The 26,664-nt window shown below is 37.6% G+C and carries 22 protein-coding genes; 6 read left to right on the top strand and 16 right to left on the bottom strand.

The features are described 5' to 3' along the window. Positions 1-82: 82 nt before the first annotated feature. Both J5A56_RS05225 and J5A56_RS05220 read right to left on the bottom strand, forming a co-directional pair. Positions 83-964, bottom strand: coding sequence for a DMT family transporter (locus J5A56_RS05225; RefSeq protein ID WP_021672186.1), 882 nt, complete (start codon positions 962-964; stop codon positions 83-85). After that, positions 945-1,877: a DMT family transporter gene (locus J5A56_RS05220; RefSeq protein ID WP_036920013.1), complete on the bottom strand. Its 933-nt coding sequence runs from the start codon at positions 1,875-1,877 to the stop codon at positions 945-947. Before J5A56_RS05220 ends, J5A56_RS05225 begins: the two co-directional genes overlap by 20 nt. Positions 1,878-3,100: 1,223 nt before the next feature. Here J5A56_RS05220 and J5A56_RS05215 point away from each other — a divergent pair. The 3 genes from J5A56_RS05215 to J5A56_RS05205 all read left to right on the top strand — a co-directional run bounded on the left by J5A56_RS05215 (position 3,101) and on the right by J5A56_RS05205 (position 6,520). After that, positions 3,101-4,096: a 2-hydroxyacid dehydrogenase gene (locus J5A56_RS05215; protein WP_021672184.1), complete on the top strand. Its 996-nt coding sequence runs from the start codon at positions 3,101-3,103 to the stop codon at positions 4,094-4,096. A gap of 296 nt (positions 4,097-4,392) precedes the next feature. Beyond that, positions 4,393-4,968 carry a porin family protein gene (locus J5A56_RS05210; protein WP_021672183.1) on the top strand — a complete coding sequence of 192 codons (576 nt, stop codon included), beginning with the start codon at positions 4,393-4,395 and terminating at the stop codon, positions 4,966-4,968. 190 nt (positions 4,969-5,158) lie between these two features. Further along, positions 5,159-6,520, top strand: coding sequence for an MATE family efflux transporter (locus J5A56_RS05205; RefSeq protein ID WP_021672182.1), 1,362 nt, complete (start codon positions 5,159-5,161; stop codon positions 6,518-6,520). A 109-nt stretch (positions 6,521-6,629) separates the two neighbouring features. Here J5A56_RS05205 and pncB read toward each other — a convergent pair whose 3' ends face one another. From pncB to J5A56_RS05185, 4 genes are all read right to left on the bottom strand, one after another. After that, positions 6,630-7,835: a nicotinate phosphoribosyltransferase gene (gene pncB / locus J5A56_RS05200; RefSeq protein ID WP_021672181.1), complete on the bottom strand. Its 1,206-nt coding sequence runs from the start codon at positions 7,833-7,835 to the stop codon at positions 6,630-6,632. Between the two features lie 678 nt (positions 7,836-8,513). Next, positions 8,514-10,061 carry an MBOAT family O-acyltransferase gene (locus tag J5A56_RS05195; RefSeq protein WP_021672180.1) on the bottom strand — a complete coding sequence of 516 codons (1,548 nt, stop codon included), beginning with the start codon at positions 10,059-10,061 and terminating at the stop codon, positions 8,514-8,516. A gap of 26 nt (positions 10,062-10,087) precedes the next feature. Beyond that, positions 10,088-11,491 carry a hypothetical protein gene (locus J5A56_RS05190; protein WP_021672179.1) on the bottom strand — a complete coding sequence of 468 codons (1,404 nt, stop codon included), beginning with the start codon at positions 11,489-11,491 and terminating at the stop codon, positions 10,088-10,090. Positions 11,492-11,561: 70 nt separating this feature from the next. Beyond that, complete coding sequence (locus J5A56_RS05185) at positions 11,562-12,197, bottom strand: TetR/AcrR family transcriptional regulator (protein ID WP_021672178.1); 636 nt, start codon at positions 12,195-12,197, stop codon at positions 11,562-11,564. 123 nt (positions 12,198-12,320) lie between these two features. Between J5A56_RS05185 and J5A56_RS05180 the strand changes: the two genes are divergently transcribed. Then, positions 12,321-14,612: an NADP-dependent malic enzyme gene (locus J5A56_RS05180; protein ID WP_021672177.1), complete on the top strand. Its 2,292-nt coding sequence runs from the start codon at positions 12,321-12,323 to the stop codon at positions 14,610-14,612. Between the two features lie 141 nt (positions 14,613-14,753). On the opposite strand, the gene J5A56_RS05175 is transcribed toward J5A56_RS05180, so the two are convergent. Together J5A56_RS05175 and J5A56_RS05170 are read right to left on the bottom strand one after the other, a co-directional pair. After that, complete coding sequence (locus tag J5A56_RS05175; protein ID WP_021672176.1) at positions 14,754-16,745, bottom strand: dipeptidyl-peptidase 3 family protein; 1,992 nt, start codon at positions 16,743-16,745, stop codon at positions 14,754-14,756. 7 nt (positions 16,746-16,752) lie between these two features. Beyond that, positions 16,753-17,211 (bottom strand): helix-turn-helix domain-containing protein, encoded by a 459-nt coding sequence (locus J5A56_RS05170; protein WP_021672175.1) that lies wholly within the window; start codon positions 17,209-17,211, stop codon positions 16,753-16,755. Positions 17,212-17,592: 381 nt separating this feature from the next. Here J5A56_RS05170 and hcp point away from each other — a divergent pair, with 381 nt between their 5' ends. Then, positions 17,593-19,245, top strand: a complete 1,653-nt coding sequence (gene hcp / locus J5A56_RS05165; RefSeq protein WP_021672174.1) for a hydroxylamine reductase — start codon at positions 17,593-17,595, stop codon at positions 19,243-19,245. A 514-nt stretch (positions 19,246-19,759) separates the two neighbouring features. Here the strand turns inward: hcp and J5A56_RS05160 are convergent. The 4 genes from J5A56_RS05160 to J5A56_RS05145 form a co-directional block, all read right to left on the bottom strand. Continuing rightward, a complete protein-coding gene (locus tag J5A56_RS05160; RefSeq protein ID WP_021672172.1) occupies positions 19,760-19,969 on the bottom strand; it encodes a hypothetical protein in 210 nt (69 codons plus the stop codon). 124 nt (positions 19,970-20,093) lie between these two features. Then, positions 20,094-20,291 (bottom strand): alanine:cation symporter family protein, encoded by a 198-nt coding sequence (locus J5A56_RS05155; protein WP_021672171.1) that lies wholly within the window; start codon positions 20,289-20,291, stop codon positions 20,094-20,096. Between the two features lie 108 nt (positions 20,292-20,399). Further along, positions 20,400-21,032 (bottom strand): cation diffusion facilitator family transporter, encoded by a 633-nt coding sequence (locus J5A56_RS05150; protein WP_021672170.1) that lies wholly within the window; start codon positions 21,030-21,032, stop codon positions 20,400-20,402. A gap of 73 nt (positions 21,033-21,105) precedes the next feature. Beyond that, on the bottom strand, positions 21,106-21,897 hold the full coding sequence (locus tag J5A56_RS05145; RefSeq protein WP_021672169.1) for a Cof-type HAD-IIB family hydrolase: 792 nt from the start codon (positions 21,895-21,897) through the stop codon (positions 21,106-21,108). A gap of 132 nt (positions 21,898-22,029) precedes the next feature. Between J5A56_RS05145 and trmB the strand changes: the two genes are divergently transcribed. After that, complete coding sequence (trmB, locus tag J5A56_RS05140; protein ID WP_021672168.1) at positions 22,030-22,827, top strand: tRNA (guanosine(46)-N7)-methyltransferase TrmB; 798 nt, start codon at positions 22,030-22,032, stop codon at positions 22,825-22,827. A 100-nt stretch (positions 22,828-22,927) separates the two neighbouring features. On the opposite strand, the gene J5A56_RS05135 is transcribed toward trmB, so the two are convergent. From J5A56_RS05135 to J5A56_RS05120, 4 genes are all read right to left on the bottom strand, one after another. Further along, positions 22,928-23,638: a LytR/AlgR family response regulator transcription factor gene (locus J5A56_RS05135; RefSeq protein WP_021672167.1), complete on the bottom strand. Its 711-nt coding sequence runs from the start codon at positions 23,636-23,638 to the stop codon at positions 22,928-22,930. Then, complete coding sequence (locus J5A56_RS05130) at positions 23,613-24,686, bottom strand: sensor histidine kinase (protein WP_021672166.1); 1,074 nt, start codon at positions 24,684-24,686, stop codon at positions 23,613-23,615. Before J5A56_RS05130 ends, J5A56_RS05135 begins: the two co-directional genes overlap by 26 nt. Before the next feature lie 248 nt (positions 24,687-24,934). Then, a complete protein-coding gene (locus J5A56_RS05125; RefSeq protein ID WP_021672165.1) occupies positions 24,935-25,540 on the bottom strand; it encodes a riboflavin synthase in 606 nt (201 codons plus the stop codon). Positions 25,541-26,113: 573 nt separating this feature from the next. Next, positions 26,114-26,560, bottom strand: coding sequence for an HU family DNA-binding protein (locus J5A56_RS05120; RefSeq protein ID WP_021672164.1), 447 nt, complete (start codon positions 26,558-26,560; stop codon positions 26,114-26,116). Between the last annotated feature and the right edge of the window lie 104 nt (positions 26,561-26,664).

The raw sequence follows: 26,664 nt of genomic DNA, 5'->3' as shown, positions 1-26,664 counted from the left end.
GTTCAAAATGGAGTAAAATAAATAAGATCTTACGTTCCCATCAACTGAATTGGATAATATTGAGATATGCTAAAAGCAAATATTATTTATTAGACACAGCGACACCAAGCAATATCAAGGCACTTCCCACATAGGCAATAGCTGTCATTGGCTCATCGAGGAAAATAGCACTGGTAACAACTGTGCTGATAGGATTAAGATATAGATAATTAGATGATGTCATTGCCCCAATCTTTGCAATGACCAATGTCCATAGAACAAAGCAAAGAAAAGATGCAACAAGACCAAGGAACAATAGATTTAGAAGCACTTTCGGAGTAAGAAGCATGGAGGTAGTTGCGGTCCATGGGTCGAAAATAAAGACTGGTAGCACTGTTATAAGACCATAAAAGAAAATCTTACGTGTAATAAAGACAGCTGAATAGCTGTTTGATATCTTCTTCATCAACAGAGAATAAACGGCCCAGCACAACGATGCCAATAGTGTAAGAAGGTCTCCCCAAGGGTTCAAATGAAGGACAAAACTACCATTAAAGATAACGATTGCAACACCCAGTAAAGCAATTAGCGAACCGACAATCAGCGACCAGCTTGCTTTGATACTCTTTACAAAGGTTATACCAAGTAGTACGGTCAGTAGCGGTGCTGTACAAACAATGAAACTAACGTTATTGACATAAGTAAGTCCTACTGCATAGTTTTCCGCAAGGAAAAAGACAGAGCCTCCCGTAATACCTAATAAGACCATAATTAGTTCATCACGCCATGTGCGGGAAAGAAGTTGACGTGGCGAGATAAACCATATACAGATATAGGCAATAACAAACCGAAGGAAGAAATTCTCTAACGGTGTCAATCCACTGTTATAAAGCACTTTTGTGTTTACGAAGGTTGTGCCCCAAATGACAACGATGGCAATGGCAAGGAGGTGCCAAAGTATGTTTTTATTCTTGGTGTTCGGCATATTTCCGAAGAGGATTAGCTAAGGTTTTACCCTTTGTGATAAGTATTATTACAGAAGAAATGATAAGTACACAACCAGTGATGATAGATGTCGTAAGGGGTTCGCCCATGAGTGTAATACCAATCGTCATTGCTGTGAGTGGCTCAAAGGCTCCCAGAATTGCCACACTGGCAGAATCAACCAGTGTGAGGGAGCGTACCAAAGTAACATTGCTAATAGTGGTTGGTATCAAACCGAGGAGAACCAGTGACAGGAATGAGTCTGCGGTTGTGATACGTTCAACGCCTCCTGTCGTAAATGTTGCATAGAGAATTAGTAGCAACATTGCCATAAAGAAAATATAGAAATTAACCTTCAATGCAGGCAACTTACGAATACGCATGTGAGGGAATAGCACCATATAGATGGCATAAAGCAATCCAGACGACATTGCAAGTATAACGCCCCACATGGACTTGATACCATCAATACCATCAGACTGCCCTATTCCACCAAGAAATGCAACACCTGCAATAGCAAGCAATATAGCTAAGGATATACGAATTGTAAGTTTTTCATTAAAGAAAAGGATAAGCAATATCTCTGTCCATACAGGATAAGAGAACAACAGCGTTGTTGCTATACCACCTGGCATATATTCATAACTACTGAATAGACATACTGCTGATACTGCATATAAAATCGATAGGAACATAATCCTGAGTCCATCTCCCCATCGGATATGCAGGTTTTGTTTCCGCCATAGTAAGATTGTCATCATAAAAAGACAACCGAAGGCGAAACGATAGATTAATACTGACGGCAGTGACATTCCCGATTCCATTACAGGAATGGAGAAAAGCGGGATAGTACCGAACGTAATTGCAGAAAGGCTGGCATAGCCATAACCTTTTATAGTGGATGGATTATTCACGATTAATTTGTGTGTTGATAATCTTTAAATATGAATGCAAAATTACATATTTTTCTGCAATATTAGTAACGAAAACGCCTATAAATAAGTCAAGAGCAAGGAATAATCAGTACATCATGATGTTAGACTACTATAAGTTGCTTTCTTCTTAACCACCTATTGCGAGCGTGTTAGTACTCAACATCATTGCTGTTTACTCACAATACCACATGTGCTGAGTACAAACACGGTGTTGGAACATAGCAAGATAAGGTGTATGCATTTTATGATTCAATTTGTAAGAAGAGACAATTATTGTGCATCACTCAATTAACTTCTTCATTTTCAAGGAATATGAAGGAGAACAGAAGAAATATATTACAGCATGGGAAACGTTAAATATAAGTTAAATTAATTGTATTTATATCGGCTCTATAACGAATCGTGTGGGTTGTTTGCCCCGATTAGAATAATATCTGTTGTATTCATAAAAAGAAGTTATTTATTCAGTTTAGTTTTACTCTTTAACACTTTAGCCAACGGAAAAGAATGTTTTAAGGTCTTATTTCATACAATATTCGTGAATGTTTACCATCATTTGCTGTGGTGCTGATACTCCGCACATGTGGTGCGGAGGCTTAACACCACATGTGCGGAGGGCTAATTTCACTATGATATAAGGATGGCAGGGGATGAATTGTGAGCAAAATGTTGTAATACTAAAAATAAAAGGAGGTTGTGTAGAAGCTTGTTTAGCGAAAACTCCTTTATACTTTGTAGATTAATTCGTCTTCATCTGTTCAGCCATAAAGCCATTAAACATAGGAATGCTGGCAAGGAAAAACTATTTACCCACACGATTCGTTATAGAACCAGAATCTTAGTGGTGGGCTTTATTAGGAGATGTATGGAAACATATGTTAGATCCGCGAGTAGACCCAATATCTCAAACAAATACGCTGTCTTCTCCATCAGTAATAAATAAAAAATGGATTGATCAGATGCTAATTATAAAGGACCAATACTCTATCTTTATGTTTGATGTAACGAGAGAATTGTCTAAATACAATCCTGTAAAAGGTAAATATTTGCAAGTATTACAATTTATATGTACCTTTGCAAAGTCTTAAGTGATATAAATAAAACAACCTGAGATTTGAGATAACGAGACATGCTCTCTTATAAGTTTATATATAAAGAAGAAATATTTAAAGCACTTATAATTATTAAAACATTTTATACAAATGGCAATAAGGATAGCATTTTTCGACGCAAAGTCGTATGACATTGAGTCTTTCAACGCAGTAAACAAAGATTATAATTTTGATATTCGCTATTATCAAGAGCGTCTCAGTATTAGTACAGTACCTTTGGCTAAAGGTGCAGATGTGGTATGTATTTTCGTAAATGCTGAGTGTGACGCAAGAGTTATTGATGAGTTGGTGAATAATGGTGTTAAGCTCGTTGCACTTCGTTGTGCAGGTTTCAATAACGTTGACCTTAAGGCGGCAGAAGGTCGTATTAAGGTAACACATGTACCAGCCTACTCTCCACATGCTGTTGCTGAGTATGCTGTTACATTGATGCTGAGTTTGAACCGTAAGATATACCGTGCTGTAAACCGTACGCGTGAAGGAAACTTTACCCTACATGGCTTGTTAGGTTTTGATATGTATAGTAAGACAGCAGGTATTGTTGGTATGGGGCGTATTGCAAAAGAACTTATTAAGATTCTTCATGGCTTTGGTATGAACATCATGGCATACGACCTTTATCCTGATCAAGAATTTGCAAAACAATATGGTGTAAAGATTGTACAGCTTGATGAACTTTATGCTAATAGTGATATTATCTCGCTTCACTGCCCATTGACTCCTGATACGAAGTTCCTTATTAATAAGGAAAGCATTGCAAAGATGAAGAAGGGTGTCATGATTATCAATACTGGTCGTGGTCAGCTTATTCATACGGAAGACCTTATTGAAGGTCTGCGTACAAAGCAGGTTGGTTCTGCGGGTCTTGACGTTTATGAAGAGGAGAAAGAATACTTCTATGAGGATAAGAGTGATAAGATGATTGATGATGACGTATTGGCTCGTTTGTTGATGGTTCCAAACGTTGTTTTGACTTCTCATCAAGCTTTCTTTACAAAGGAAGCACTCTACAACATTGCAGTTTCAACCCTTAGCAGTGTAAGAGAACTCTCTGAGGGCGAGGAACTGAGTTGTGAGGTAAAATAAAAACATTGAGCTTCTTATATTAAAGAAGATTGTAGAATAAATAACAAGGTGGTTAGAGAAAACATTCCTTCCTCTAATCACCTTTTTGTTTGAAATTCATTTGTTATAACATTAGATAAATACAATTTAACACGAAACGCTTTGCTGATACATGAGTTTCCTCTATCTTTGCACACACTAAATATGAGAAAAATGATTCTATTTCTTTGAAAGTGTATTTACACTAAGTACAATATGATAAGGATAAAAGGATAATACATTGAATACATTTATACCAAATTATCAACAAAAGAGTTATGAAAAAAGTTTTATTCGTAGCAGCATTGATGCTTTCATCAGTAGCTACATTCGCACAACATGCAGTAGGTTCTTTCAATTTGCAGCCAAAGGTTGGTGTTAGTATTGCAAACGTTACAGAGTTTAAAGATTCTGACCCACGCATCGGTCTCGTTGCTGGTATTGAAGGTGAATATCAGGTTAGTGACATTTTCTCTTTAAGCGCAGGCGCACTTTACTCTATGCAGGGTACAAAGTACAACTTCGGTAAATATACCGATGCTACTAATCGCCTTGATTATATAAATGTTCCAATTATGGCAAACGTTTATGTAGTAAAGGGACTCGCAGTAAAACTTGGTGTTCAGCCAGGCTTTAATATTAGCAACAAAATAAAGCTAAACAACTTGGATGCATTTGAAAATCCGTTTAAGGCAGAGTCTGTAGACGTTTCTATTCCAGTAGGTGTTTCTTACGAATACAACAATATTCAGCTTGATGCTCGTTACAATTGGGGTATTAGCAAAGCATACAAAAACTTTGATGCTAAGAACAGCGTATTCCAGATTACTTTGGGCTACAAGTTTGACTTGTAAATCATTAGAACATATACTATATTATTTAGAGGAGACCGCTTGGTCTCCTTTTTTATTGTTACCCTCCCCCTTCTCAAATTATAATATCTCAAGCATAGAAAGAAGTAAGTAAATTAAAACTATGTATGAAAATACAACATTTTTTCGTACCTTTGCAGCACACTTAGGATAATAAATAGCAAAAACAGTTATGTCATATCAATTTACAAAGTACGAAACACACTATAAAAATCTTACTTATTTAGGTGTTCCAATCATCATCGGACAATTAGGAAACCTCATTCTTAATTTTGCCGATACGCTTATGATAGGTCATCATAGTACAGAGGAATTAGCAGCAGCGGCTTTTGTCAACAATATGTTTACACTGGTTATAATTTTTGCTATTGGTTTTACGTACGCAGTTACTGCACTTGTTGGAATTCTATATGGACAAGAAAATACACATCGCATTGGTGAGTTGATGAAGAGTGCTACGGCTGCGAATACATGTATGGCGTTGTTCTTGTCATTCATCATGATTGTTCTTTATCTGAATGTTCACCGATTAGGACAACCAGAAGAATTATTACCCCTCATTCGTCCTTATTTTCTTATTCAACTTGTTTCTTTACCTTTTGTCTGTTGGTTCAATACTTTCCGCCAGTTTACAGATGGTATCACAGATACTAAAGTCGCAATGTGGATACTTATAGGTGGCAACGTAATGAATATCTTTGGTAATTGGATACTTATTTATGGTAATTTGGGAATGCCAGAGATGGGATTGTTAGGTGCTGGACTCTCCACGATGATTTCACGTATCATGATGACTATAGTCATGGTTGGCATCTTCTTCGTTAGTAAGAAATATAGAGAATATAAGGAAGGGTGGAACACTGGAAAAGTTCATTATGCAGATTTTAAGAAGATTACAGTTCTTGGATTTCCTTTGGCATTGCAGATGGGTATGGAGACTGCTGCCTTTAGCCTTTCAAGTTTGATGGTGGGCTGGTTTGGCACAGAGTCTTTGGCTGCTCATCAAGTTATGCTGACAATCTCACAGTTGGGATATATGATTTACTACGGATTAGCAGCAGCGGTAGCTGTGCGCATCAGCAATTTTATGGGTCAGCGTGATTTCCTTGCTGTAAGACGAACAGCAACAGCTGGTATTCATCTGGTTTTCTTGCTTGCATTAGTAACTTCTGTACCAGTCTTTATCTTCCGCCATATTATTGGTGGACTCTTTACTGATAATGTAAACGTTATTTCGATGGTTTCTATGACGATTATTCCATTTATGATTTATCAATTTGGAGATGGTATGCAGTGTAATTATGCTAACGCAATGCGAGGTACAGCCAACGTACGCCCACTGATTTGGATTGCCTTTATATCTTACTTCGTTGTATCATTACCCTTAGGCTATATCTTCGGCGTTATAATGAATTACAAACTTTTAGGTGTATGGTATGCTTTCCCATTTGGCTTAACACTCTCTGGAATACTCTATTATATCTATTATCAGAAGGGATTGAAGAGGATAGAAGCCTCCACTCCTTCAAAATAAAATAATGTAAAACGGTAAAAGGCGGTAATAGGTGATGAAAGAATCATCAACTTATTACCGCCTTTTGTTTATTGTCCTTCTTTCGATACAAATAAATCAAACGGAATGTTTATTCTGTGTAATGTATAGCTTCCATAAATCGTTTTATAACCTCAGGCTTACCTGTATGTTTTCCCTTATCTTCAGAAATCTTACAAGTATCATTATAGAATGGCCACGACTCCGTTATCTTTACGGCAACCAACTTTATCACAATGTTCATTGGCTTTACATGTGGGAAATCATTGGTAAAGTGCGTACCAATACCAAATGATGGTTTTACACGACTCTCAGCATAACGTTGAATTTCAATAGCCTTATCGGTATCTAAAGCATTTGAGAATAAAACCTGCTTATCGCGTGCATCAATACCAAAAGACTTATATTTAGCTATGATTTTCTCTAATTGTTCGAAATTATCTCCTGAATCAATACGCAACCCCTTAAACTGATTAGCAAAGTCTTCAGAGAAATTGTAAGAGAAGATATCCCAACCAAAGGAGTCATAGAGGTATGTTCCTAACGCACCACGATAGGTTCTGCGCCATGCTTCCATTGCCATATAGTTTGCCATTTGAGGACCGAACATACCACCAATAGCACAGATGAACTCGTGTGCCATAGTTCCAACAGGAGTAAGATCATACTTCATCGCAAGGTGGATATTGCTTGTTCCTACAAAACGACCTTTCCAATCACGACTATCATAACAATCCTTCATGGCACGCACAGCCGTATCTTCTGCCGTAAGGCTGGCACGACGACGTGTGCCAAAATCAGAGAATACGCAGCCTGCCTCAAGTAATCGCTCTGTCTTATGATAAGTCTTGTCATAAAGTTCTTGGTAATCAAATTCTTGAGCCTGGTCGTTAAACATATAGAATAATTCTGAAATAATGGCAAGCATCTTCACTTCTAACAGAATTGTATCAGCCCATAGCCCTTCAAATTCTATATGAAGGTGTCCATCTTCATTCTGCCATACCTTAACCCACTCTCGTGAAAAGCGAAAGCCACGGAGGTAAGTTAAGAACCACTCTGGCAAATAATAACACTTTTTGCGAAGGAAATTTATTTCTTCATCAGTAATAATAACCGACTCCAATAACTCTACCTGATGTTCCACTTCACGTGCGAAACCTTCTGGATAAACTGTGTCATCGCGGTCAACAAAATGGTAGCAAACATGTGCACGTGGATAGTTGTCAATGACGGCACAGCACATTGTAAGCTTGTAAAGGTCATCATCAGTAAAATGATTAATGATTTGTCTCATCTTTATATCGTTGAATTCAATTGCCAAAAGTATAAAAAAGATATGGAAGAACAAAGGATTTTATCAAAAATATGGCTTAACATATGTTTCTGTGTTGCTCGTAAGCACTAATGGATGCTGAGTTTAAGAGGTAAGCGAAAGATGTCAGCTAAAAGAAAAAAGACCGTGAAGAGCAATACAAAAAAAACAATTGAATGTTAGTGGGAAATCATTAGAGCAAATCTCAAAAGACAATTGAACAAAAAAGACTGATAGAACAACTTCTATTCATAACCATATTTTTTGTCTTCTAAAATCATTTTGTGTCTTTGTTTATTAGAGTATGTAAATTATTTTCTCACCTCTTAAAGTCTATATAGGGTCTTTTAGCTTTGAAAAGATGCCTAATTGACTTGCAAAAGATGCCCTTTTGAAGTCTTACTAACGCCCTTTTGAAAGCTTACTAAGCACCTTCTCACTATTAACTTTGCAACATGTTGATATACAAAAAGTTACAGACTCTATTTTTTGAGTTACTATTTGTGTTTTTTATAGCAAATCAGCAACAGACTTGTAAGTATTTTTCAAAGTTATATTTTGAACATAATCATCACTTATTCTAAGTAAAAACAAACAGCGCATACAATTAAGCTAATATTTAGTTTAACAGTATGCGCAGTCTTAAATTCAAAGTTCCAATTAGAACTGGAAGTAAATAAATGGCTGTATGTCAGAACTCTTCACTTGCATGATAATAAAGATAACAATAGTTATCGCAATGGCAGAGAAAAAGACGCCACCCTTTTCAAGTACTCGTACACATCGATTCTGCCAAGAATCTGGTATCCAATGTGTAATAAGAGCAAATATCATCAGCATGAATACATACTTATAACCCATGAACACATCAGGAAGGACAGAAGGATTGAACTTAGTAAACATCTGCTTAACCATAACCCATACCGCATCAAAGTCTTTACAACGGAAGAAAAGCCATGTAAAACAAAGGACATGGAAGGTGATGAATACTGACACAAAACGGCGAATACCAGAAGGATGATAACGGCGGTCATGTTTCAGAACCGTCTGTGACCAGAACTTATGCACGCAGACCAATGCACCATGTAGTACACCCCAAACAACAAAGTTCAACGATGCACCATGCCAGAGTCCACAAGCCGTCATAGCAAACATCTGATTAAAATACATACGAAGTGTTCCTTTCTGATTTCCACCAAGTGATATATATACATAATCACGAATCCAAGTAGAGAGCGAGATATGCCAACGACGCCAGAAGTCAGTCATCGAATCGGCTGTAAGAGGTGCATTGAAGTTCATTGGAATCTTAAATCCAAGAAGCAAAGCAATACCGATTGCCATATCAGAATATCCCGAGAAATCACAGTAAATCTGGATGCAATAGCCATAAAGACCAAGAAGAACCTCTCCACCTGAGAAGAGTGTTGGGTTATCAAAGATACGATCCACAAAGTTCTGTGAGATATAATCAGAAATAACAGCTTTCTTAAAAAGACCAATAATAATAAAGAATACTCCTTGAGCAAACATCTCACGGCTGATATGCAATGGTTTACGAATCTGTGGACCGAAGTCGGTTGCACGGGTAATCGGACCAGCAAGGAGTGTTGGGAAGAAGCTGACGTAGAAAGCATAATCAAGAAGTGACTCCATTGGTTCAAGCTTCTTTCTGTATACATCTATAACATATGAAATAGTTTTAAAGGTGTAGAAGCTAATTCCTACAGGTAAGAAGATGTCCCAAGGCTGGAAATTACCACCAATCATCTGTGCTACCATTCCTGCAAAGAAGTTGGTGTACTTGAAATAAGCCAAAAGACCAAGGTCTATCAGCAGCGTCAAGCCCAACCACAGCTTAGGATGCTTACCTTTCGCAACTCGTCGAGCAATATAGAAATCGCTGAGAGTAACGATGATCAACAACAAAAAATAGAAGCCACTACTCTTGTAGAAGAAATAGTAAGAGAAAAGCGTAACAAAGAGAAGTCTTCCATCTACCTTGTTCCGCAGGCAGTAATAACCTATCATGAAGACAAGGAAAATAAAGAGAAACGCTCCTGAAGAGAAAAGCAGCGGTTCACGCGGATTGTAGAGCAGAATATCAGCTACCTTCGTAAAATCAAGGCTTGAGACATACGAGTCTATATTATGTAGGAAGACTTTTAATATAGCCATAAACTGGCTGAATAAATTACTTATTTCCATCTGATTCTATATTATACTAATAGATTTTATTGTTCAGCCAACTGTTCACGTCTCGCATAATTCTTTTGTCCTGCTACAATTGACTTGAAGATGCGTTCGCTGACATATTTACCACCCTTATAATTAATATGTACATAATCCTTAGTTCCCATACCCTGTTCGTCAACAATACGCATCATTGTACCAGGACCGCCCATAGCACGGAACAGATTATAGAAACCAACATGACAATCGGCAGCAAGTTGCTCTTGATAACCAACCAACATCTCAACACCTTTCATTGTACCATCGGGTGAAGTCTTTGAACCACGGTCTGGACTACCTACAATAAGAATACTTGTTTGTGGGAAACATTTGTGGAAAAGGTCTACAACAAGTTTCATTTCACTCATGTACTTTTTCAATCTTTCTGGAGTTGTTTCTGCATCAATTGCATTAACACCGAATTGGAAGACAATGAGATCATACGGACGAACATGAGCAAACTCTTTCAACATCTGTTCAGGAAGTTTCGCCAATGTTGTGCCAGAAGAACCACGCATACTAAAGTTATCAAGAACAATACCTTCGCGCCCCTCTTGTGAAGTGCCAAAAAGTATCGTGTTTGAACCATCTACCTTAATTGTTGCATGAGAAGTAACACCATCCAGCTTCACAGCTTGTACAGTTGCAGAAGGGTTTACACGTTGTGTTGACGTTTTACCACCATCAATTGAAAAGGTTATATTAGCACCACCCTTTGAACGCAGGTATAGCCATGTACTTGTCCACTTTTCTGTTAGCGAATAGTCATGCGAGAGTGAAAAAGGTGCAAATGACATGGAAACTTGACCATTCATCGTGTAATAACGCTCAGCAATACCAGCTTGATTGACATCATAGCTTGCTGGCTTTTTAACCATGTGTTCGGTAAGTCCTGTAAATTTATTCTCTACAGTGTGTTTATATTGATCAAGATCGTTACCCGCATCAATCCACCCTACTCCGTAACCTCCATAATGTTTTTGAAGGGCTTCACGTAAGTCAGCTAACAGGATATCTCCCTCAATAAATGAATCACCAAAATAGGCAATACGTACAGGGCGACCAACCGCCTGCTTCTGAGCCAAGAGATTCAGCTGACTATAGAAATGATCCAGTCCTCCTGGTTTACCTGCAGAATAGTCAACAATACGTTCTGTACCCTTAGGCCATTCTTCCTTGAAGTTAATTACATTTCCATCTTTATCGTATGCTACTACAGCTGAAGGCTTCTTAGGAGATGGTATAACGTCTTCAAGCACTTTCTTTTTTTGCGCAAGATCACTCAAAATATCTATCTCACGTAGCTTTGTATCACCTATTTTGAAAGTTGGAATGAAGTGAAGCAGAAAAAGGAACACTACTACTAACAATATTAGCAGCAATGTCTTATATGTATTATCTTTCATCTATTAATTATCTTTTATCAGAATACATTTCTATTGAAAATGCATAAAAACAGAATATGCTTTATCAACTTTAAGACAAGGAAAGAGAGTTTAGTTCTTCATCCAATAGCTTGACACCTTTCAACGTACAATAAGCGCGAATAAAGAATAATATGCCAACGTGTGCAAGCTCCTTCACATCATACTTTTTATAAAGGTATTGATTCATAATTGAATGTTGTAATGCAACCGTCAACGTACGTACAATATCGTAGTTTACATTAGAAAAGAACAAACCTTCATCTATACCACGTTGTATAAAGGAATGAACATCGCATTCTCTTTCTTCATGCAGATTACGTACATAAGTAAGCAACTCTGGATACTTGTGTATTTCCTCAAAGAAAAGGGGATTAATCCGACTAAACTCCTCAATACGAAAACGACAGATTTCGATAACAATATTGATTACATTCAATCCTGTTTTGGCTATTTCATCCATCCTTCGTCTCTCTCTCTGCTTATCATGACGAACGACTTCAAATAATAATTCTTCCTTATTGCTGTATATCTCGTAGAGTGTACGCTTTGATATTTTGAGTTCGTTGGCAATATCATCCATCTTAACACATCTTATTCCATTTTTATGGAAAAGGTTTATCGCAGCAATGAGAATTCTCTCTTTCAGTTCTTGCCGATAAGTGGTTTCTGTAGCTGTATTATACATTAATCTTTATTTTTGCGACAAAATTACAAAAAACTTTCATAATGGCATCTGTTTTAGAGTGGATTTTACTAACTTTGTAAGTCAAATATACATTTTTGTAATATTAAAAGTAAAAGATTAATTATGGTCAAGGTAACAAAAGAAGTCGCTTTGGAATATCATAGCAACGGTCGTCCTGGCAAAATTGAAGTAACGCCTACAAAACCTTATAGTACACAAACAGACCTCAGTCTGGCATATTCGCCTGGTGTGGCATATCCATGCTTAGAAATCCAACAGAATCCTGACGATGTATATAAATACACAGACAAAGGTAATTTAGTTGCTGTAATCAGTAATGGTACAGCTGTTTTAGGATTAGGTAACATCGGTGCTATGAGCGGAAAGCCTGTTATGGAAGGTAAAGGCTTGCTGTTCAAGATATATGGTGGCATTGATGTATTTGATATAGAAGTAGACGAACAGGATCCGGACAAGTTCTGTGAGGCTGTAGAAAAGATTGCACCAACCTTTGGTGGTATCAACCTTGAGGATATCAAGGCACCAGAGTGTTTTGCTATTGAGGAACGATTAAAGCGAACACTTGACATCCCTGTTATGCACGATGATCAGCACGGAACGGCTATTATCTCTGCTGCAGGATTGAAGAATGCTTTGGAAGTAGCGGGCAAAAATATTGCTGACGTGAAGTTAGTTGTCAACGGTGCAGGTGCTGCCGCAATCTCATGTACGAAATTATACATGGCTTTGGGTCTGAAGAAAGAGAATATCATAATGCTTGATTCAAAGGGGGTCATCACTTCTGACTCAAAGAATCTCACACCACAAAAAGCCCTATTTGCTACCGAACGTCGTGACATTCATACCTTAGAGGAAGCAATTAAAGGTGCTGACGTATTCGTAGGATTATCTAAGGGTAACATTCTTACACAGGACATGATTCGTTCAATGAATGAGAATCCAATCGTCTTCGCTTTGGCTAACCCAGTTCCTGAGATCTCGTACGATGATGCTATTGCTGCACGTCCTGACGTAATTATGTCTACTGGACGTTCTGACTACCCTAACCAGATTAATAATGTAATCGGTTTCCCATATATTTTCCGCGGTGCATTGGATGTTCACGCCAAGGCTATCAATGAAGAAATGAAGATGGCTGCAGTGCTGGCTATTGCTGATTTGGCAAAGCAGACAGTACCAGACGTAGTAAATGAGGTTTATCATGTAAATGATCTTACATTCGGTCCTAAGTACTTTATCCCAAAACCAGTTGACCCACGACTGATAACTGAAGTTAGTGCTGCTGTGGCTAAGGCTGCTATGGATAGCGGAGTTGCTCGCACACCTATCAAAGATTTCAAGGCGTATAAGGGGAAGCTGCTCCAGATGTTGGGTCAAGAAACAAAGCTCAATCATACCCTTCATGCTACTGCTGCACAACACCCACAACGTATTGTATTTGCAGAGGGCGGACACCAGACTATGATGAAGGCTGCTGTACAAGCAAAGCAGGAAGGTATCTGTATACCTATTCTTTTAGGAAATCCAGACCGTTTGAATCGTGTTGCCAATCGTTTGAAGCTTGATATTTCAGACATTGAAATCGTTGATATGCGTGCTGACAAAGAACAGGGACGTCGTGCTACCTATGCGAAGCACTTAGCTGAAAAGCGTGCACGTGAAGGCTACACATTTGATGAGGCTTACGATAAGATGTATGAACGCAACTATTTTGGTATGTCTATGGTTGAGAATGGTGATGCTGATGCATTTATCACAGGTCTTTATACCAAATATAGCAATACGATTAAAGTTGCAAAAGATGTCATAGGAATTCGACCAGAATATAACCATTTTGGTACTATGCACATTTTAAACACCAAGAAAGGTGTGTTCTACATAGCTGACACGCTGATTAATCGTCACCCTGATGCTGACGTTTTAGCTGATATTGCTAAATTATCTGCTAATTCAGTAAACTTCTTCAATGATAAACCTGTCATTGCAATGCTCTCCTACTCTAACTTTGGGTCAGATAAGGAAGGCTCTCCTTCAAAAGTACATACAGCTGTTGAGAAGCTACAAAAGCAATATCCTGACTTAGCCATTGATGGTGAGATGCAGGTTAATTTTGCACTAAATAAAGAACTACGTGACGAAAAGTACCCATTCACTCGCTTAAAGGGGTTAGACGTCAACACTCTCATCTTCCCTGACTTATCTTCAGCCAATAGTGGTTATAAACTATTGCAAGCTTTAAGTCCTGAAGCAGAGGTTATTGGTCCTATTCAGATGGGTCTAAATAAGCCAATTCACTTTACTGACTTTGAATGCTCCGTACGTGACATTGTAAACATCACAGCAGTTGCTGCTATTGATGCTTATGTAGAGAAAGTAAAGAAGAATTCACTATAAATAATAAAAAGGGATGCCACTTGGCATCCTGCTTTATTATAGTATATGTAACATTAGACATCTAACCTATTTGCTCCTAATCTATAATTCGTTTATATATAGACATATTCAAAGAGTAAAATATAAATAAATGCACATAGATTAAAGTGTTTGATAATCACGAGAATAGCGCAACATCTGTTCTGTGTATGACTCAGAATAATCAACAGTAACATCCGTCATCTCACCAAATTCATTGTAAACTGGTTTTAGAATAGGATTAATAAATCCTTTATAAGGAGCAATATTCAAGCTTTCATAGCGGCGGAGAACTTCCGCATGAAGGACTGGATCAAGTTTGATGGCATACTTCTCTACTAAGGTTCGTGCAGCCTCAAAGTCACCTTCACTCTTAATACGTTGGATCTCGGCAAGTTGATGAGCAAAAATATCACGTAAAGCTTCGTAATCATTGATACGAACATAAGTTTTAGCTTCACTTGTTGATTTGTCTACACAGGAAATCAATTCTATAACATTAAATTCCTTACCCATTTCCATTGCCCACTGTGCTATAAGTGCACGATTCTGCATGTGCGATTCTTCTATCTGCTTACCAGGTTTTATGCGAACCTGCTGAGTAAGCAAACCATTCATTATATAGTTGTAATACTGTGCTTTATAAGCCACCGAACTATCTAAAAGTCCAAGTTCTAAAAGTTTCTGATCTGCTATATAATATAATCCAAAGAGATCTGCACGAGCCTCTTCGATTGTATTACCATAGTTCTTCAGTGCATCTGGGTCTGTACCAGGTAGTAAGCGTCCACTACCATGACCTAAGCACTCATGAAGGTCTGTATGTAGATTATCTGTTTTATCAGCATATAAGTCTAATAGCTTTCTCGTGTCAGTATCAATGACAAACTCTTCACGAAATCCATTACCTTTGGCAGCCATATCGTATGCATGCGTAAGATTAGAAATCGTTACACTCTTTGAACCATGTTCAGCACGAATCCAATCTGCATTTGGCAAATTAATTCCTATAGCTGAAGCAGGATACTCATCTCCGCCTAACATTGCCGCACATATAACATTAGCGGTAACACCTTTCACAACCTTTTTGCGAAATAGTGGATTTACAGGTGAGTGGTCTTCAAACCATTGTGCATTAGCAGATATAGCCTGTGTATGATGGGTAGCATCAAGGTCTTTATACTCAACAATACCTTCCCAAGAACCCTTCAATCCCATTGGGTCACCATAAACTTCAATAAAACCATTAATAAAGTCTATGCGACCTTCTTGTTCACGCAACCATTCTATAGAATAAATATCGAAATCATGTAAATCACCTGTCTCATAATAACGAATTAACAGGTTAATCACATGCAGTTGCTGATCGTTTTCAACATAGTCTTTAGCACGAGTCAGCCAATATACAATCTTTTTAATAGCAGCACCGTATTTGCCGTCTATCTTCCATATATCTTCGCGAATAGTGTCTCCCTCTTTTATAAGCGTAGAGTTTAATCCGTAAGATGGAACTTCATTTACAGGTCCTTCTTGCTTCAATTTTGCATAGAATTCTTCAACTTCATGTTGAGAAACTCCATCATAATAATTACACGCAGAAGAACGCACGATATCCTTTCCATCCGACTTGTCAACTCTCTTTGGAAATATGGCTGGATCAAAGATTATTGGACAAAGTGAATCAAGTAATGAGGTAACTGTCTCCCCATTATTAAGAGGAAGATGCTTAGAATCAATCGTTAAAACTGCATTGCGGAAAAAATCTTCAGTAAATAACGGAGTGAATTTATCGCAAGCATAATGATGATAAATACCATTAGCAAACCAAACGTGCTTCAGATATTTTTCTAAAGCACGAAAATTATTATCTAATCGATCACCATTATAGTTCAAATAGACAGCCTCTAATGTCTTTCTAATACGGAGGTTGTATTTTCCAAACTGGTCGAATGTAATATCACGTCCAAATAGCGTTGCCTCTGACAAGCAATAAATTAGTTGTTTTTGACGAGTTGTCAGTGCTTCGAAATCTGGAAGCCGATATCGTAACATTTGTATATCGGCAAACCGTTCATCCTGAAAATTAAAAGTTTCTTCTCCTATTGATTCTATCATATTATTACTATTTCTTAAGTGGTTTTTTCAAACGCACTTCTTCAGAAGAGGGTTGTGCCAAGTGGCGCATTCTGTAGTCACGCGGGGTGACACCATTCAATTTATAGAAAGAAGCATAGAAAGACTGCCTATTTGAAAAGCCTACCATATCGCTGATATCTTCCATATTCAGTTCTTGATAACGCTTGTCAACCAAAAGAGCCATTGCTTCCTCTATTCGGAATTTGTTAACAAAAGACGTGTAGTTCATGTGGAATCTCACATTAACTACAGCCGAGATGTAGCGCGTATTCGTTCCTAAGTCCTCAGCAAGTTGCTTGGCAGAGTAATTCTTGTCTTTATAACGTTGCTGAATAAGAATGATATTAAGGATTTTTTCCTTTAATTCATCCATTAATTGCGGACTGACCAAACTACGGTAGGCTGCTACCTTCTCTTTTTTTTCTATTAAATTGTACTTAGCCATAATCCGTGAATTTTTAGTTACCTATTTTGTTATTACACTGCAAATATAACATAATTAATTAAGAATGTCAAGTTTATCGCAAGTTTTTTAATATCTATTAGTTATTAAATTTCGTAAATATTTTATTACATTCCTATATATTCACGTAGAAATTATTCACAAATATGCCCTTAACCTCTATTAATACAAAGCGTTTTCGATTTATATTACTTACACTCTTCTTTACATAGAAGATGTTTTACACAATGCAAATCTCACTCATCTTTATTTATTATTTTTTAACTTTAAGCCGTCACAAATGTTACCTATTCGGCTTTAATTTATCTATAATTTTGCGACGAAAATAACATTATTGAAATAAAAAAAATAGAACTACGAAACATGAAAGAGAACAAAATGTTCTGTTTCCAATGTCAGGAAACAGCAAAGGGTACTGGATGTACAATTCAAGGTGTCTGCGGTAAAAAAGCAGAAACAAGCCGTTGGCAAGATTTGTTACTTGGCGTAGTAAGGGGTGTAGCAACGATTTCTGACTCCCTCCGTAATGCTGGCATAAAATCAAGTCAAGAGGTCGGTGATTATATTGTTGATGCACTTTTCGCAACGATTACCAATGCAAACTTCGACGATCAGGCTATATTAAATAAGGTAGACAATGGACTTCGCATTAAGCGTAAATTGATAGTACTTGCAAAGGAACATAATGTAACATTACCAAACTATCAGGAAGTAAACTGGGGTGGTGAGAAATCTGACTACGAAGCAGAGGGTGAACGTGAAGGAGTCCTTCGTACTGAGAACGAAGACCTCCGTTCATTGAAGGAGTTGACTGTATTGGGCTTAAAGGGTATGGCTGCCTACTACGAGCATGCTTCACGTCTTAACGAGCGCAACGAGAATATTATTGCCTTTATAGAGAAATCCCTTGCAATTGTTTCTAACCCAGAAGCAGACATGGACACACTATTGGCAACAGTAATGGAGACAGGTAAATTTGGTGTTGATGCAATGGCATTGCTCGATAAAGCTAATACTCAGGCATACGGTAATCCTGAACTTACAAAAGTAAATATTGGTACTGGTAGCCGTCCTGGTATTCTTATCTCAGGTCACGACTTGAAAGATATCGAACAGCTTTTGGAGCAGACTGAAGGTGCAGGAGTAGATGTTTACACCCACGGAGAGATGCTTCCAGCTCACTATTACCCACAGTTGAAGAAATACAAGCACCTTGTTGGAAACTATGGTAACGCATGGTGGAAGCAGAAGGAAGAGTTTGAGACATTCAATGGTCCTATCATCTTCACAACCAATTGTATTGTACCACCTTCACCAAAGGCAAGCTATAAAGACCGTGTATTCACTACAAACGCAACAGGTTTCCCAGGCTGGAAGCATATTCTTGCAGATGAGAATGGACACAAAGACTTCTCTGAGGTAATTGAAATTGCCAAAACTTGTAAGGCACCAACCGCTATTGAACAGGGTGAGATTATCGGTGGATTTGCTCATGCTCAAGTATTCGCCTTGGCTGATCAGGTAGTTGAAGCCGTAAAGAGTGGTGCTATCCGTAAGTTCGTAGTTATGAGTGGCTGCGATGGTCGTATGAAGAGCCGCGACTACTACACAGAGTTTGCTACTCAGTTACCAAAGGATACTGTCATTTTGACCAGCGGTTGTGCTAAGTTTAAGTATAACAAATTAAACCTTGGAGACATCAACGGTATCCCACGTGTATTGGATGCTGGTCAATGTAACGATTCATATTCATGGGCAGTTGTAGCCTTGAAACTGAAAGAAATCTTTGGTGCTAATGATATCAATGACCTTCCTATCGAGTTTAATATAGCATGGTATGAGCAGAAGGCTGTCATCGTCCTACTTGCACTACTCTACCTTGGCATAAAGAATATTCATATTGGTCCGACATTACCAGCATTTGTTTCACCAAACGTATTGAACGTATTGGTAGAAAACTTTGGTCTTGGAGGTATTACTTCTGTAGAGGAAGACCTCAAGAACATGGTAGGATAAATAAGTTAATCACATAAATAAAACTTAAAGCCCATTCTGTAATGAGTGGGCTTTTCTTTTTTTTCAACTATGCAAATCAAACTTTGAAACAAAAATCAGTTTAAATTAGCTATATCTCTGAAACAAACAAATAGTAAGGCACCATGATTTATACAGAAATAGACATACAAGAAAACTAATATTAAATTAGGCTGGGTTCTATTAATTAGCATTGTCATATTTCGAGACTATCTTTGAGGGCAAAATGATAGTGAACGAAGACATTATGCGGGCATCACGAATGAGTAAACTGGCAATTTGAGCCGAAGGGAGTCTGAAAGATGACAAAACGTAATCCATAATTTAATGATTTGAGTTCGGTGGTAATTAATAGAACCCACCTTAGATAAATGTTGAATTCTAATAAATAAATTGAAGCTATGACAAAGTTTTATAAATAAAAGAGAGCAGGCTTTGTAAATAATTTTCCAACACTTATTTTCTAACTAATGCTTAAAAGCAATTGAATTAAGGCTTACTTGATCTCCAAAAGATGCCCTTTTGGCTTGTCACTAACGCCCTTTAAGACCCTTACTAACGCCCTTTTTAAATATTGTTTTCCAACTGTCTGATTATTAGCAACTTGCATTGTTGCTAAAAAAGCTCTTTTTTTGATGATTTTAAGGCATTTGATGTGATTATTTTGTAATAATATTTCATGATATTTGAATGATTTTTCAAGCATAAGAAAGAAAAGTTTTTATTCTTTTATACCTAACGAGTACCCATGTGTTTGGGGATAACCATATTCTTTTTTCCTCTTTTAATATTACTTCTACTCGTAATCATTTGCAACATATAAAAAATCCTCACTTACCTGAAAACATATACCAACCCATGATGGTTGTGAAAGTGAAAAAGCACAAACTGATAACTAAGAAGGTTAGTCCTAATTCTCCAAATGCTATTCTAAATGCCTCTTGAGTGATAGCAACAGATTGTAAGCTGCCATCTTTATAGGCTCCTGTAACCATGATAATCAAAGCCGTTGATGTATGAATTTGCATTTATTACATTTGAATTATCAAACTTCAGATGAACTGAGCAACAGTTTTATCTAATCGTTCTAATATGATTTGAAGTTAGTCAAATAGTATATGTAAAAGCAGGTAGAGCTATGATTTTGTTAGTGACCTACCTGTATCCCACAACAAACGTTTTGCCCAGCGAAGAACAACCAATGCGCTAACGACAGCTACTGCAGAGTCAATCCATGTAATGTTCCAAAACATAGCACAAAGTATCCCTATGATAGCACCAATCTCTGTTAAGGCATCAGAAAGGACGTGTAGATAGGCGGCATGGCTATTGTAATCTGTTGTTCCATGATGACCATGAAGAACTGAAGCACTGATAGTATTAGCAATCAAACCTATTCCTGCTGTTGTCAAAGCAAGTTCATAGTTGAGGATTTCTCCATGATTTGCGAAACGCTCTACTGCTTCTACAATAATAAAGATCGCTGTGAGTATCAAAAAAATACCACTTGTAAAAGCTGCTAAGTTTAATATCTTTTCGGAATTGTAAGGTGTCGTACCCTTGCTTTGTAAGTAACGAACTAAAATGTATGCAGCCCAGTTAAGTCCGATAACCAATACGTGTGAACCCATGTGGACGCCATCAGCGAAGAGTGCCATCGAATGAGAAGATAGTCCCACGATAATCTCGGATAGCATTACAAAGAATGCAAAGATAACCACAAAGGCTGTACGCTTTTCTTGTGAAGAACGTTCTATATTATTTGACATTATTTTCTTTAATTCCTAATTGATGATTTCGTCCTGTCTTGAATTAAGTTTCAAAGGTTATAACCTTTAATCATCAGTTGTTGATAATTCCAAAATGAATGAAAGCATTGCGTATGCCATCATCGTCTACACTTGAAGTTACATAATCGGCTACAGCCTTTACGCCTTCATAAGCATTTCCCATAGCTACGCCAATACCAGCTGTTTGGAGAATTGACATGTCATTTCCGCCATCACCAAAAGCTATACACTCATCTAAACTGATACCAAGATACTTTGTTAACTGACGTAAGGCGTTCCCTTTATCAGCTCCTTGTACGGTGATATCGGTAAAACATGGATTCCATCGTGCAGATATGCAATGTGGCATTAAAGGAACAATCTCTTGCTCTGCCGCTTCACTAAAAAATGGAGTAAGTTGGAGGACTGGTTGGCTAAGCAATGGTTCTATAGGGTTGTTTATATCGATATTGTTAACGCCCAGATTATGAACGAAGATTTCATCAAAGATGGGTTTATGATTGTGAAGTGCAACATCGTCTCTACCACAAACTAAAACGGCATAGTCGCGACGGATGGCATCATCAATCATTGCTCGGACTTCGTTTTCGGGAATAGGCATCAAAGTGATATCTTTGTCGTCAATAAAGGTACGAGCACCATTAAATGTGATATATCCATCAACGAGATGACGGATGGCGTCAATGTTGTTGATGATGGCAACAGGGCGTCCCGTGGAGATAAAAATCTTCACTCCTTGTTCTTTAGCCTGTTCGATAGCCTTTATTGTAGATGCAGGAATCTGGTGTGTCTGAAAGGAAACCAAAGTTCCGTCTATGTCGAAGAATGCAGCTTTAATTGCCATGATAAATCTCTTTTAGAGTACAAAGGTACAAAAATATCTTGTAATCAGGTAAAATATAGTTATGCAGTCTGTCTAAATAAATTAAATACTACTCTTTACAGCTTGTTCCTTATTTTGTTGTACCTTTGCACTATGAGTAAAGGTAAGTTACAGAAATTTGCAGAGATGGAGACGTTTAAGAACGTCTTTCAGTATCCTTACGGTGTAATCAGTGAAGTACCGTTTGAGATGAAGGGACATTGGCGTGAACAGTATTTCCATAATAATAACCCCATCGTACTTGAATTGGGCTGCGGTAAGGGTGAATATACTGTTGGTTTAGCACGTGTTTATCCGAATATTAACTTTATTGGCGTTGACATTAAGGGTGCTCGTATCTATACAGGAGCTAAGCAGGCTTTGGAAGAAGGATTGGAGAATGTAGCTTTTTTGCGTACAAGTATTGAGATTATCGACCATTTTTTTAGTGAAGATGAAGTGCAGGAAATATGGCTTACTTTCTCAGATCCGCAGATGAAGAACGTTCATAAGCGTTTGACTTCTACTTTCTTTATGAACCGTTATCGTCATTTTTTGATAGATGGTGGTGTTGTACATCTTAAAACGGATTCAAACTTCCTCTTTACATACACCACGTATATGGTTAATGTGAATAAATTGCCAGTACTTTTCCGCACAGAAGACCTTTATGGTAATGAGTTAGGAGAGGAGAGTGTTGCAGAGGCTCAGATGGATGATAAGACACGTGAGATTCTTGGTATTCATACTTATTATGAGAATCAATGGATAGAACGTGGTTTGAATATCAAATACATGAAGTTCCAGTTGCCAAGAGTTGGTGAGTTAGCAGAGCCAGACATTGAGATAGAACTCGATGACTATCGTTCATTTAAGCGCACGAAGCGTAGTGGACTGACTACGAGTAAGTAGTTCGATATAAGGTTAATGCATAAAAAAGACACTAACCTCTTATTTCTTTCAAAAATAAGAGGTTAGTGTCTTTAATATTTTGAGTGGGTTATAATCAAGTTTATAACGTATGACCATCAAGGTAATCTTGAAGAACAGTCTTATAACTATCTGAAATAGGCAGTATTGCATCACCTATGACAATACGGAAACGATCAATTCCGTCAATCTTCTTCATGTGCACGATATAGGAACGATGAATACGCATGAATTCAGGTTTCGGAAGTGATTCTTCAATCTTTTTCATGTTCATCAGACTCATGACAGGGTTATGGTCGTTAGCAAGATAAATCTTAACATAGTCCTTTAATCCTTCAATGTAGAGGATCTCATCAAACATGATTTTAACCAGTTTGTACTCGCTCTTGACAAAGATAAAGCGATCGTTTGATGCATTCTCTGTCTGACGTGTACTTTGAAACCAGTCTAATGCTCTGTTTGCACCAGCTAAGAAGTCATCGTAGCTGATAGGCTTCATAAGGTAATCAATTGCATTTGCCTTATAACCATCAATAGCATACTGACTGAATGCTGTTGTGAAAATAATCTTAGTTTCTTTTGGTAAGATCTTAGCAAATTCCAATCCGCTAAGTTCAGGCATCTGTATATCTAAGAATATGAGGTCAACCCTATTCTCACGGATGGCTTTTATGCCTTCAACAGCACTATTGAAAACGCCGATTAGATTTAAAAAGAGTGTTTTCTTTGCGTAACTTGCAAGCAAGTCTGCTGCCAAAGGCTCATCGTCAATGATTATACAGTTTAGTGTCATAAATGATTATTTTTGTTGAATATGTGTTTCTATTACTATCAAATCCTTTCTCCCACTTGTACTTACCTGGATAAGCAAGTTCAAGACGACGCTCTACTTGTTTGAGACCTATTCCATGACCATTCCTTTTAGCTTCTCCCTTAGGGTAGTTGCTGTTCTGAATGGAGAAGACAATGTTCTCACTGTTTGCATCTAACTTTATGTGTATAAAGTTCTTTTGCTCTGGACTAATACCATGTTTAAAGGCATTTTCCAGCAATGAGATAAATATCATTGGAGCAACATGGATGTCGCAATTAGCTGGGATGTTACACTCGCGTTTGATTTCCACATTCTCGGGTATGCGTATCATCATCAAGTCGACATAGTTGTGTAAGAACTCTACTTCTTCCTTCAGGCACACGTAAGGTTGCTGGTTGTCATAGAGGATATGACGTAACATCTTTGATAGGTCTATAATTGCTTTCTGTGCCTTTTCGGTGTCAAATGCCGTGAGTGCATAGATGTTATTCATGGTGTTGAGTAGGAAATGAGGGTTGACTTGCTGACGTAAGTTTACTAACTCAGCTTTCGTCATTGCAGTTTCTGCCTCTCGCTTCTCCTTCTCAGCCTTTGACCATCGTTGCGCCATCAGTATGGATGTTGCAACGCCAGCACAGATACTGAGATTAAAGATATTACGAACAATGAAAAAGACGTGTGGGTATAGGTACTTATTCCCTGCAAATATTTGATAAGGATAAGTCATTAGATTTTGCTCAGCTGATATATAATACAACCATTCGTGTTGTATAACAGATAAAAAGATGATGAGCAATGTGTTTATTCCCCAAAACTTTTTCTTACTTCCCTTAAGCAACATGGGTGCAAGTATAAAATAATTTATATATGCAACAGCCATCATTGACAGTGGAATAATATATATAGACAAGTCATTTTTCCATGATGTATGTCCATGGGGAGCATACAAAATGGGTATGAGGAAGAGTGGAAGCCAAATGATAATTTGGTTCCAAAACCCTTTAAGAATGTTTGCTTGTTTCCTCATTTATTACTTTTATTTGTCTGTACAATATATATCTGCAAACAAAGGTAATAAAACTTTCTGTAAAATAAAATGTATTGACTAATTATGTGAGATTTTTTTACATTAACCCACTGTTATGTCTATACAAAATATTTATATTTAACTTACTTTTGTAATAAAACAACCCTAAAAGGCACTGAAAAGGCTTTCTAACCCATTTTGATGCCGTTTAAGGTTATTTGTTGTTTTGATAATAAATATTTACAATGCTATTGCACTAAACTATTCAAACGTGCAATGTATTTGCCTAAAATGTCAAACTCGAGGTTCACAATCGTACCAACATTTATGTCAGCAAAATTAGTATTCTCACGTGTGTAAGGAATGATTGCTACTTTAAAGCTGTTTTCTGTTGGTTCGCAAACTGTCAACGACACGCCATTGACCGTAACTGACCCTTTATCAACAGTGAAATAGCCACGTTGTGCCATCTCTCGATTGCACGGATATTCGAAGGTGAAATAGGTACTACCATCTGCATCTTCCATATTAACACACTTAGCTGTTTGATCAACGTGACCTTGTACGATGTGTCCATCTAATCTACCGTTCATAATCATTGAACGTTCTATATTCACACGATCTCCCACTTTGAGTAAGCCTAAGTTCGAGCGTTCAAGGGTTTCCTTCATGGCTGTCACCGTATAGGTATCGTCTTGGAAGCGAACGACTGTAAGGCACACGCCATTATGTGCAATACTTTGGTCAATCTTCAATTCCTTTGTAAATGAACATTGAAAAGTGAAATGGATATTCTCCTGTTCATGTTCAATCCCTCTAAGGATTGCCATCTCTTCTACAATTCCTGAGAACATTGCTAAATTTCTTTTATTATCCCCTTTAAGAAAGCCTAAATGATGGTATAAGTATTGATAGATAATCTTTTATAACTTCACAGGCTACTTATAGGAGGTTTAGTTTCACATAATTTCTATACATTTTTATAATTGAAAAAGGTGGGGTATCACTTTGGAAACCCCACCTCAATCCCTCTTCTTATACGAAATGGGAAATAGAAAAGTCGTATCGACGATGTGATGAAAAGTCCGAGTATCAATGATAAGAGAGCTCCTCGTCTTTGTAATCCACTGACCTTGCGGCTTAGTCGCTATCATGCGATTTATGTGGCCCGCCATTAACAAAAGAAGTCATCTCGGGTTTTCTAATTTATTTGATGACTATCCCGATCGAATCGATACGACTAAATCTGTATCCTTTCTGTCTGCAAAGTTAGTATAAAGATTTTTATCTTCCAAACATTTTATACTTAAAAGTACTTACTTCTGGAGGCAAATCTCCTCATTTCTCTACCGAAAAAAGTTCGCGAACATTTCTAAATAGTTCGCGAACTTCTTTCTTGAGTGTCTGATTAATCGACTAACACTTTTTTACCCTTCTGGCACTGGTCCAGGATTCTTTCCGCTTCCCTCGTCTTTAGGAGAAGGTTTTGAATTCGATTTTTCCTCCTTCACCGTCTCATACGAGTTCTCGCGCAGCGCAGCTTTCAGTTCTACGCCCGGCGTAAACGTTACACGTGGTTTAATCTTCTCGGTCTTAAAAGCCTTTTCCGTTGCAGCCCCCTCGCTTGAAAGAGTCAAGCGCATCGTGCCAAACTCGCCTAACTGCACGCTAAAGCCATCACGAAGATAATGAGGCAGACAGTCCATAAAGTTCGCCAGTACGTTCTCAATATCACCACGTGTGAGCGAAGAACGCCCCGCAATGTCGCGCGCAATATCTCGCAGAGTCTTCTTCCCAAGATTTACAGGATTAGCATAGTACTTTTCCTCTGTCCGCTTCTGCGGATTCTTTTTCTTTTGAAGTTTAATCTTCATAATTGTTTTGTTTTTAAAAGTAAATATTTAAGTTTTTACGGCATTTACACCTTGGTTTGTTCCATGGTTTATTCTCCGTTTTTCATGTTTTCGTCTGAATAAGG

This window comes from Prevotella melaninogenica (assembly GCF_018128065.1).
Classification (GTDB): domain Bacteria; phylum Bacteroidota; class Bacteroidia; order Bacteroidales; family Bacteroidaceae; genus Prevotella.
Note: the sequence above shows the minus strand (reverse complement) of the source record. Positions and strands in the feature narration are given on the sequence as shown.

Excerpts from the sequence above, each read along its gene's own strand:
- J5A56_RS05225 (WP_021672186.1), bottom strand. The coding sequence starts at position 964 with ATGCCGAACACCAAGAATAAAAACATACTTTGGCACCTCCTTGCCATT.
- J5A56_RS05215 (WP_021672184.1), top strand. The coding sequence starts at position 3,101 with ATGGCAATAAGGATAGCATTTTTCGACGCAAAGTCGTATGACATTGAG.
- J5A56_RS05210 (WP_021672183.1), top strand. The coding sequence starts at position 4,393 with ATGAAAAAAGTTTTATTCGTAGCAGCATTGATGCTTTCATCAGTAGCT.
- J5A56_RS05205 (WP_021672182.1), top strand. The coding sequence starts at position 5,159 with ATGTCATATCAATTTACAAAGTACGAAACACACTATAAAAATCTTACT.
- pncB (WP_021672181.1), bottom strand. The coding sequence starts at position 7,835 with ATGAGACAAATCATTAATCATTTTACTGATGATGACCTTTACAAGCTT.
- J5A56_RS05195 (WP_021672180.1), bottom strand. The coding sequence starts at position 10,061 with ATGGAAATAAGTAATTTATTCAGCCAGTTTATGGCTATATTAAAAGTC.
- J5A56_RS05190 (WP_021672179.1), bottom strand. The coding sequence starts at position 11,491 with ATGAAAGATAATACATATAAGACATTGCTGCTAATATTGTTAGTAGTA.
- J5A56_RS05185 (WP_021672178.1), bottom strand. The coding sequence starts at position 12,197 with ATGTATAATACAGCTACAGAAACCACTTATCGGCAAGAACTGAAAGAG.
- J5A56_RS05180 (WP_021672177.1), top strand. The coding sequence starts at position 12,321 with ATGGTCAAGGTAACAAAAGAAGTCGCTTTGGAATATCATAGCAACGGT.
- J5A56_RS05175 (WP_021672176.1), bottom strand. The coding sequence starts at position 16,745 with ATGATAGAATCAATAGGAGAAGAAACTTTTAATTTTCAGGATGAACGG.
- J5A56_RS05170 (WP_021672175.1), bottom strand. The coding sequence starts at position 17,211 with ATGGCTAAGTACAATTTAATAGAAAAAAAAGAGAAGGTAGCAGCCTAC.
- hcp (WP_021672174.1), top strand. The coding sequence starts at position 17,593 with ATGAAAGAGAACAAAATGTTCTGTTTCCAATGTCAGGAAACAGCAAAG.
- J5A56_RS05160 (WP_021672172.1), bottom strand. The coding sequence starts at position 19,969 with ATGCTTGAAAAATCATTCAAATATCATGAAATATTATTACAAAATAAT.
- J5A56_RS05155 (WP_021672171.1), bottom strand. The coding sequence starts at position 20,291 with ATGCAAATTCATACATCAACGGCTTTGATTATCATGGTTACAGGAGCC.
- J5A56_RS05150 (WP_021672170.1), bottom strand. The coding sequence starts at position 21,032 with ATGTCAAATAATATAGAACGTTCTTCACAAGAAAAGCGTACAGCCTTT.
- J5A56_RS05145 (WP_021672169.1), bottom strand. The coding sequence starts at position 21,897 with ATGGCAATTAAAGCTGCATTCTTCGACATAGACGGAACTTTGGTTTCC.
- trmB (WP_021672168.1), top strand. The coding sequence starts at position 22,030 with ATGAGTAAAGGTAAGTTACAGAAATTTGCAGAGATGGAGACGTTTAAG.
- J5A56_RS05135 (WP_021672167.1), bottom strand. The coding sequence starts at position 23,638 with ATGACACTAAACTGTATAATCATTGACGATGAGCCTTTGGCAGCAGAC.
- J5A56_RS05130 (WP_021672166.1), bottom strand. The coding sequence starts at position 24,686 with ATGAGGAAACAAGCAAACATTCTTAAAGGGTTTTGGAACCAAATTATC.
- J5A56_RS05125 (WP_021672165.1), bottom strand. The coding sequence starts at position 25,540 with ATGTTCTCAGGAATTGTAGAAGAGATGGCAATCCTTAGAGGGATTGAA.
- J5A56_RS05120 (WP_021672164.1), bottom strand. The coding sequence starts at position 26,560 with ATGAAGATTAAACTTCAAAAGAAAAAGAATCCGCAGAAGCGGACAGAG.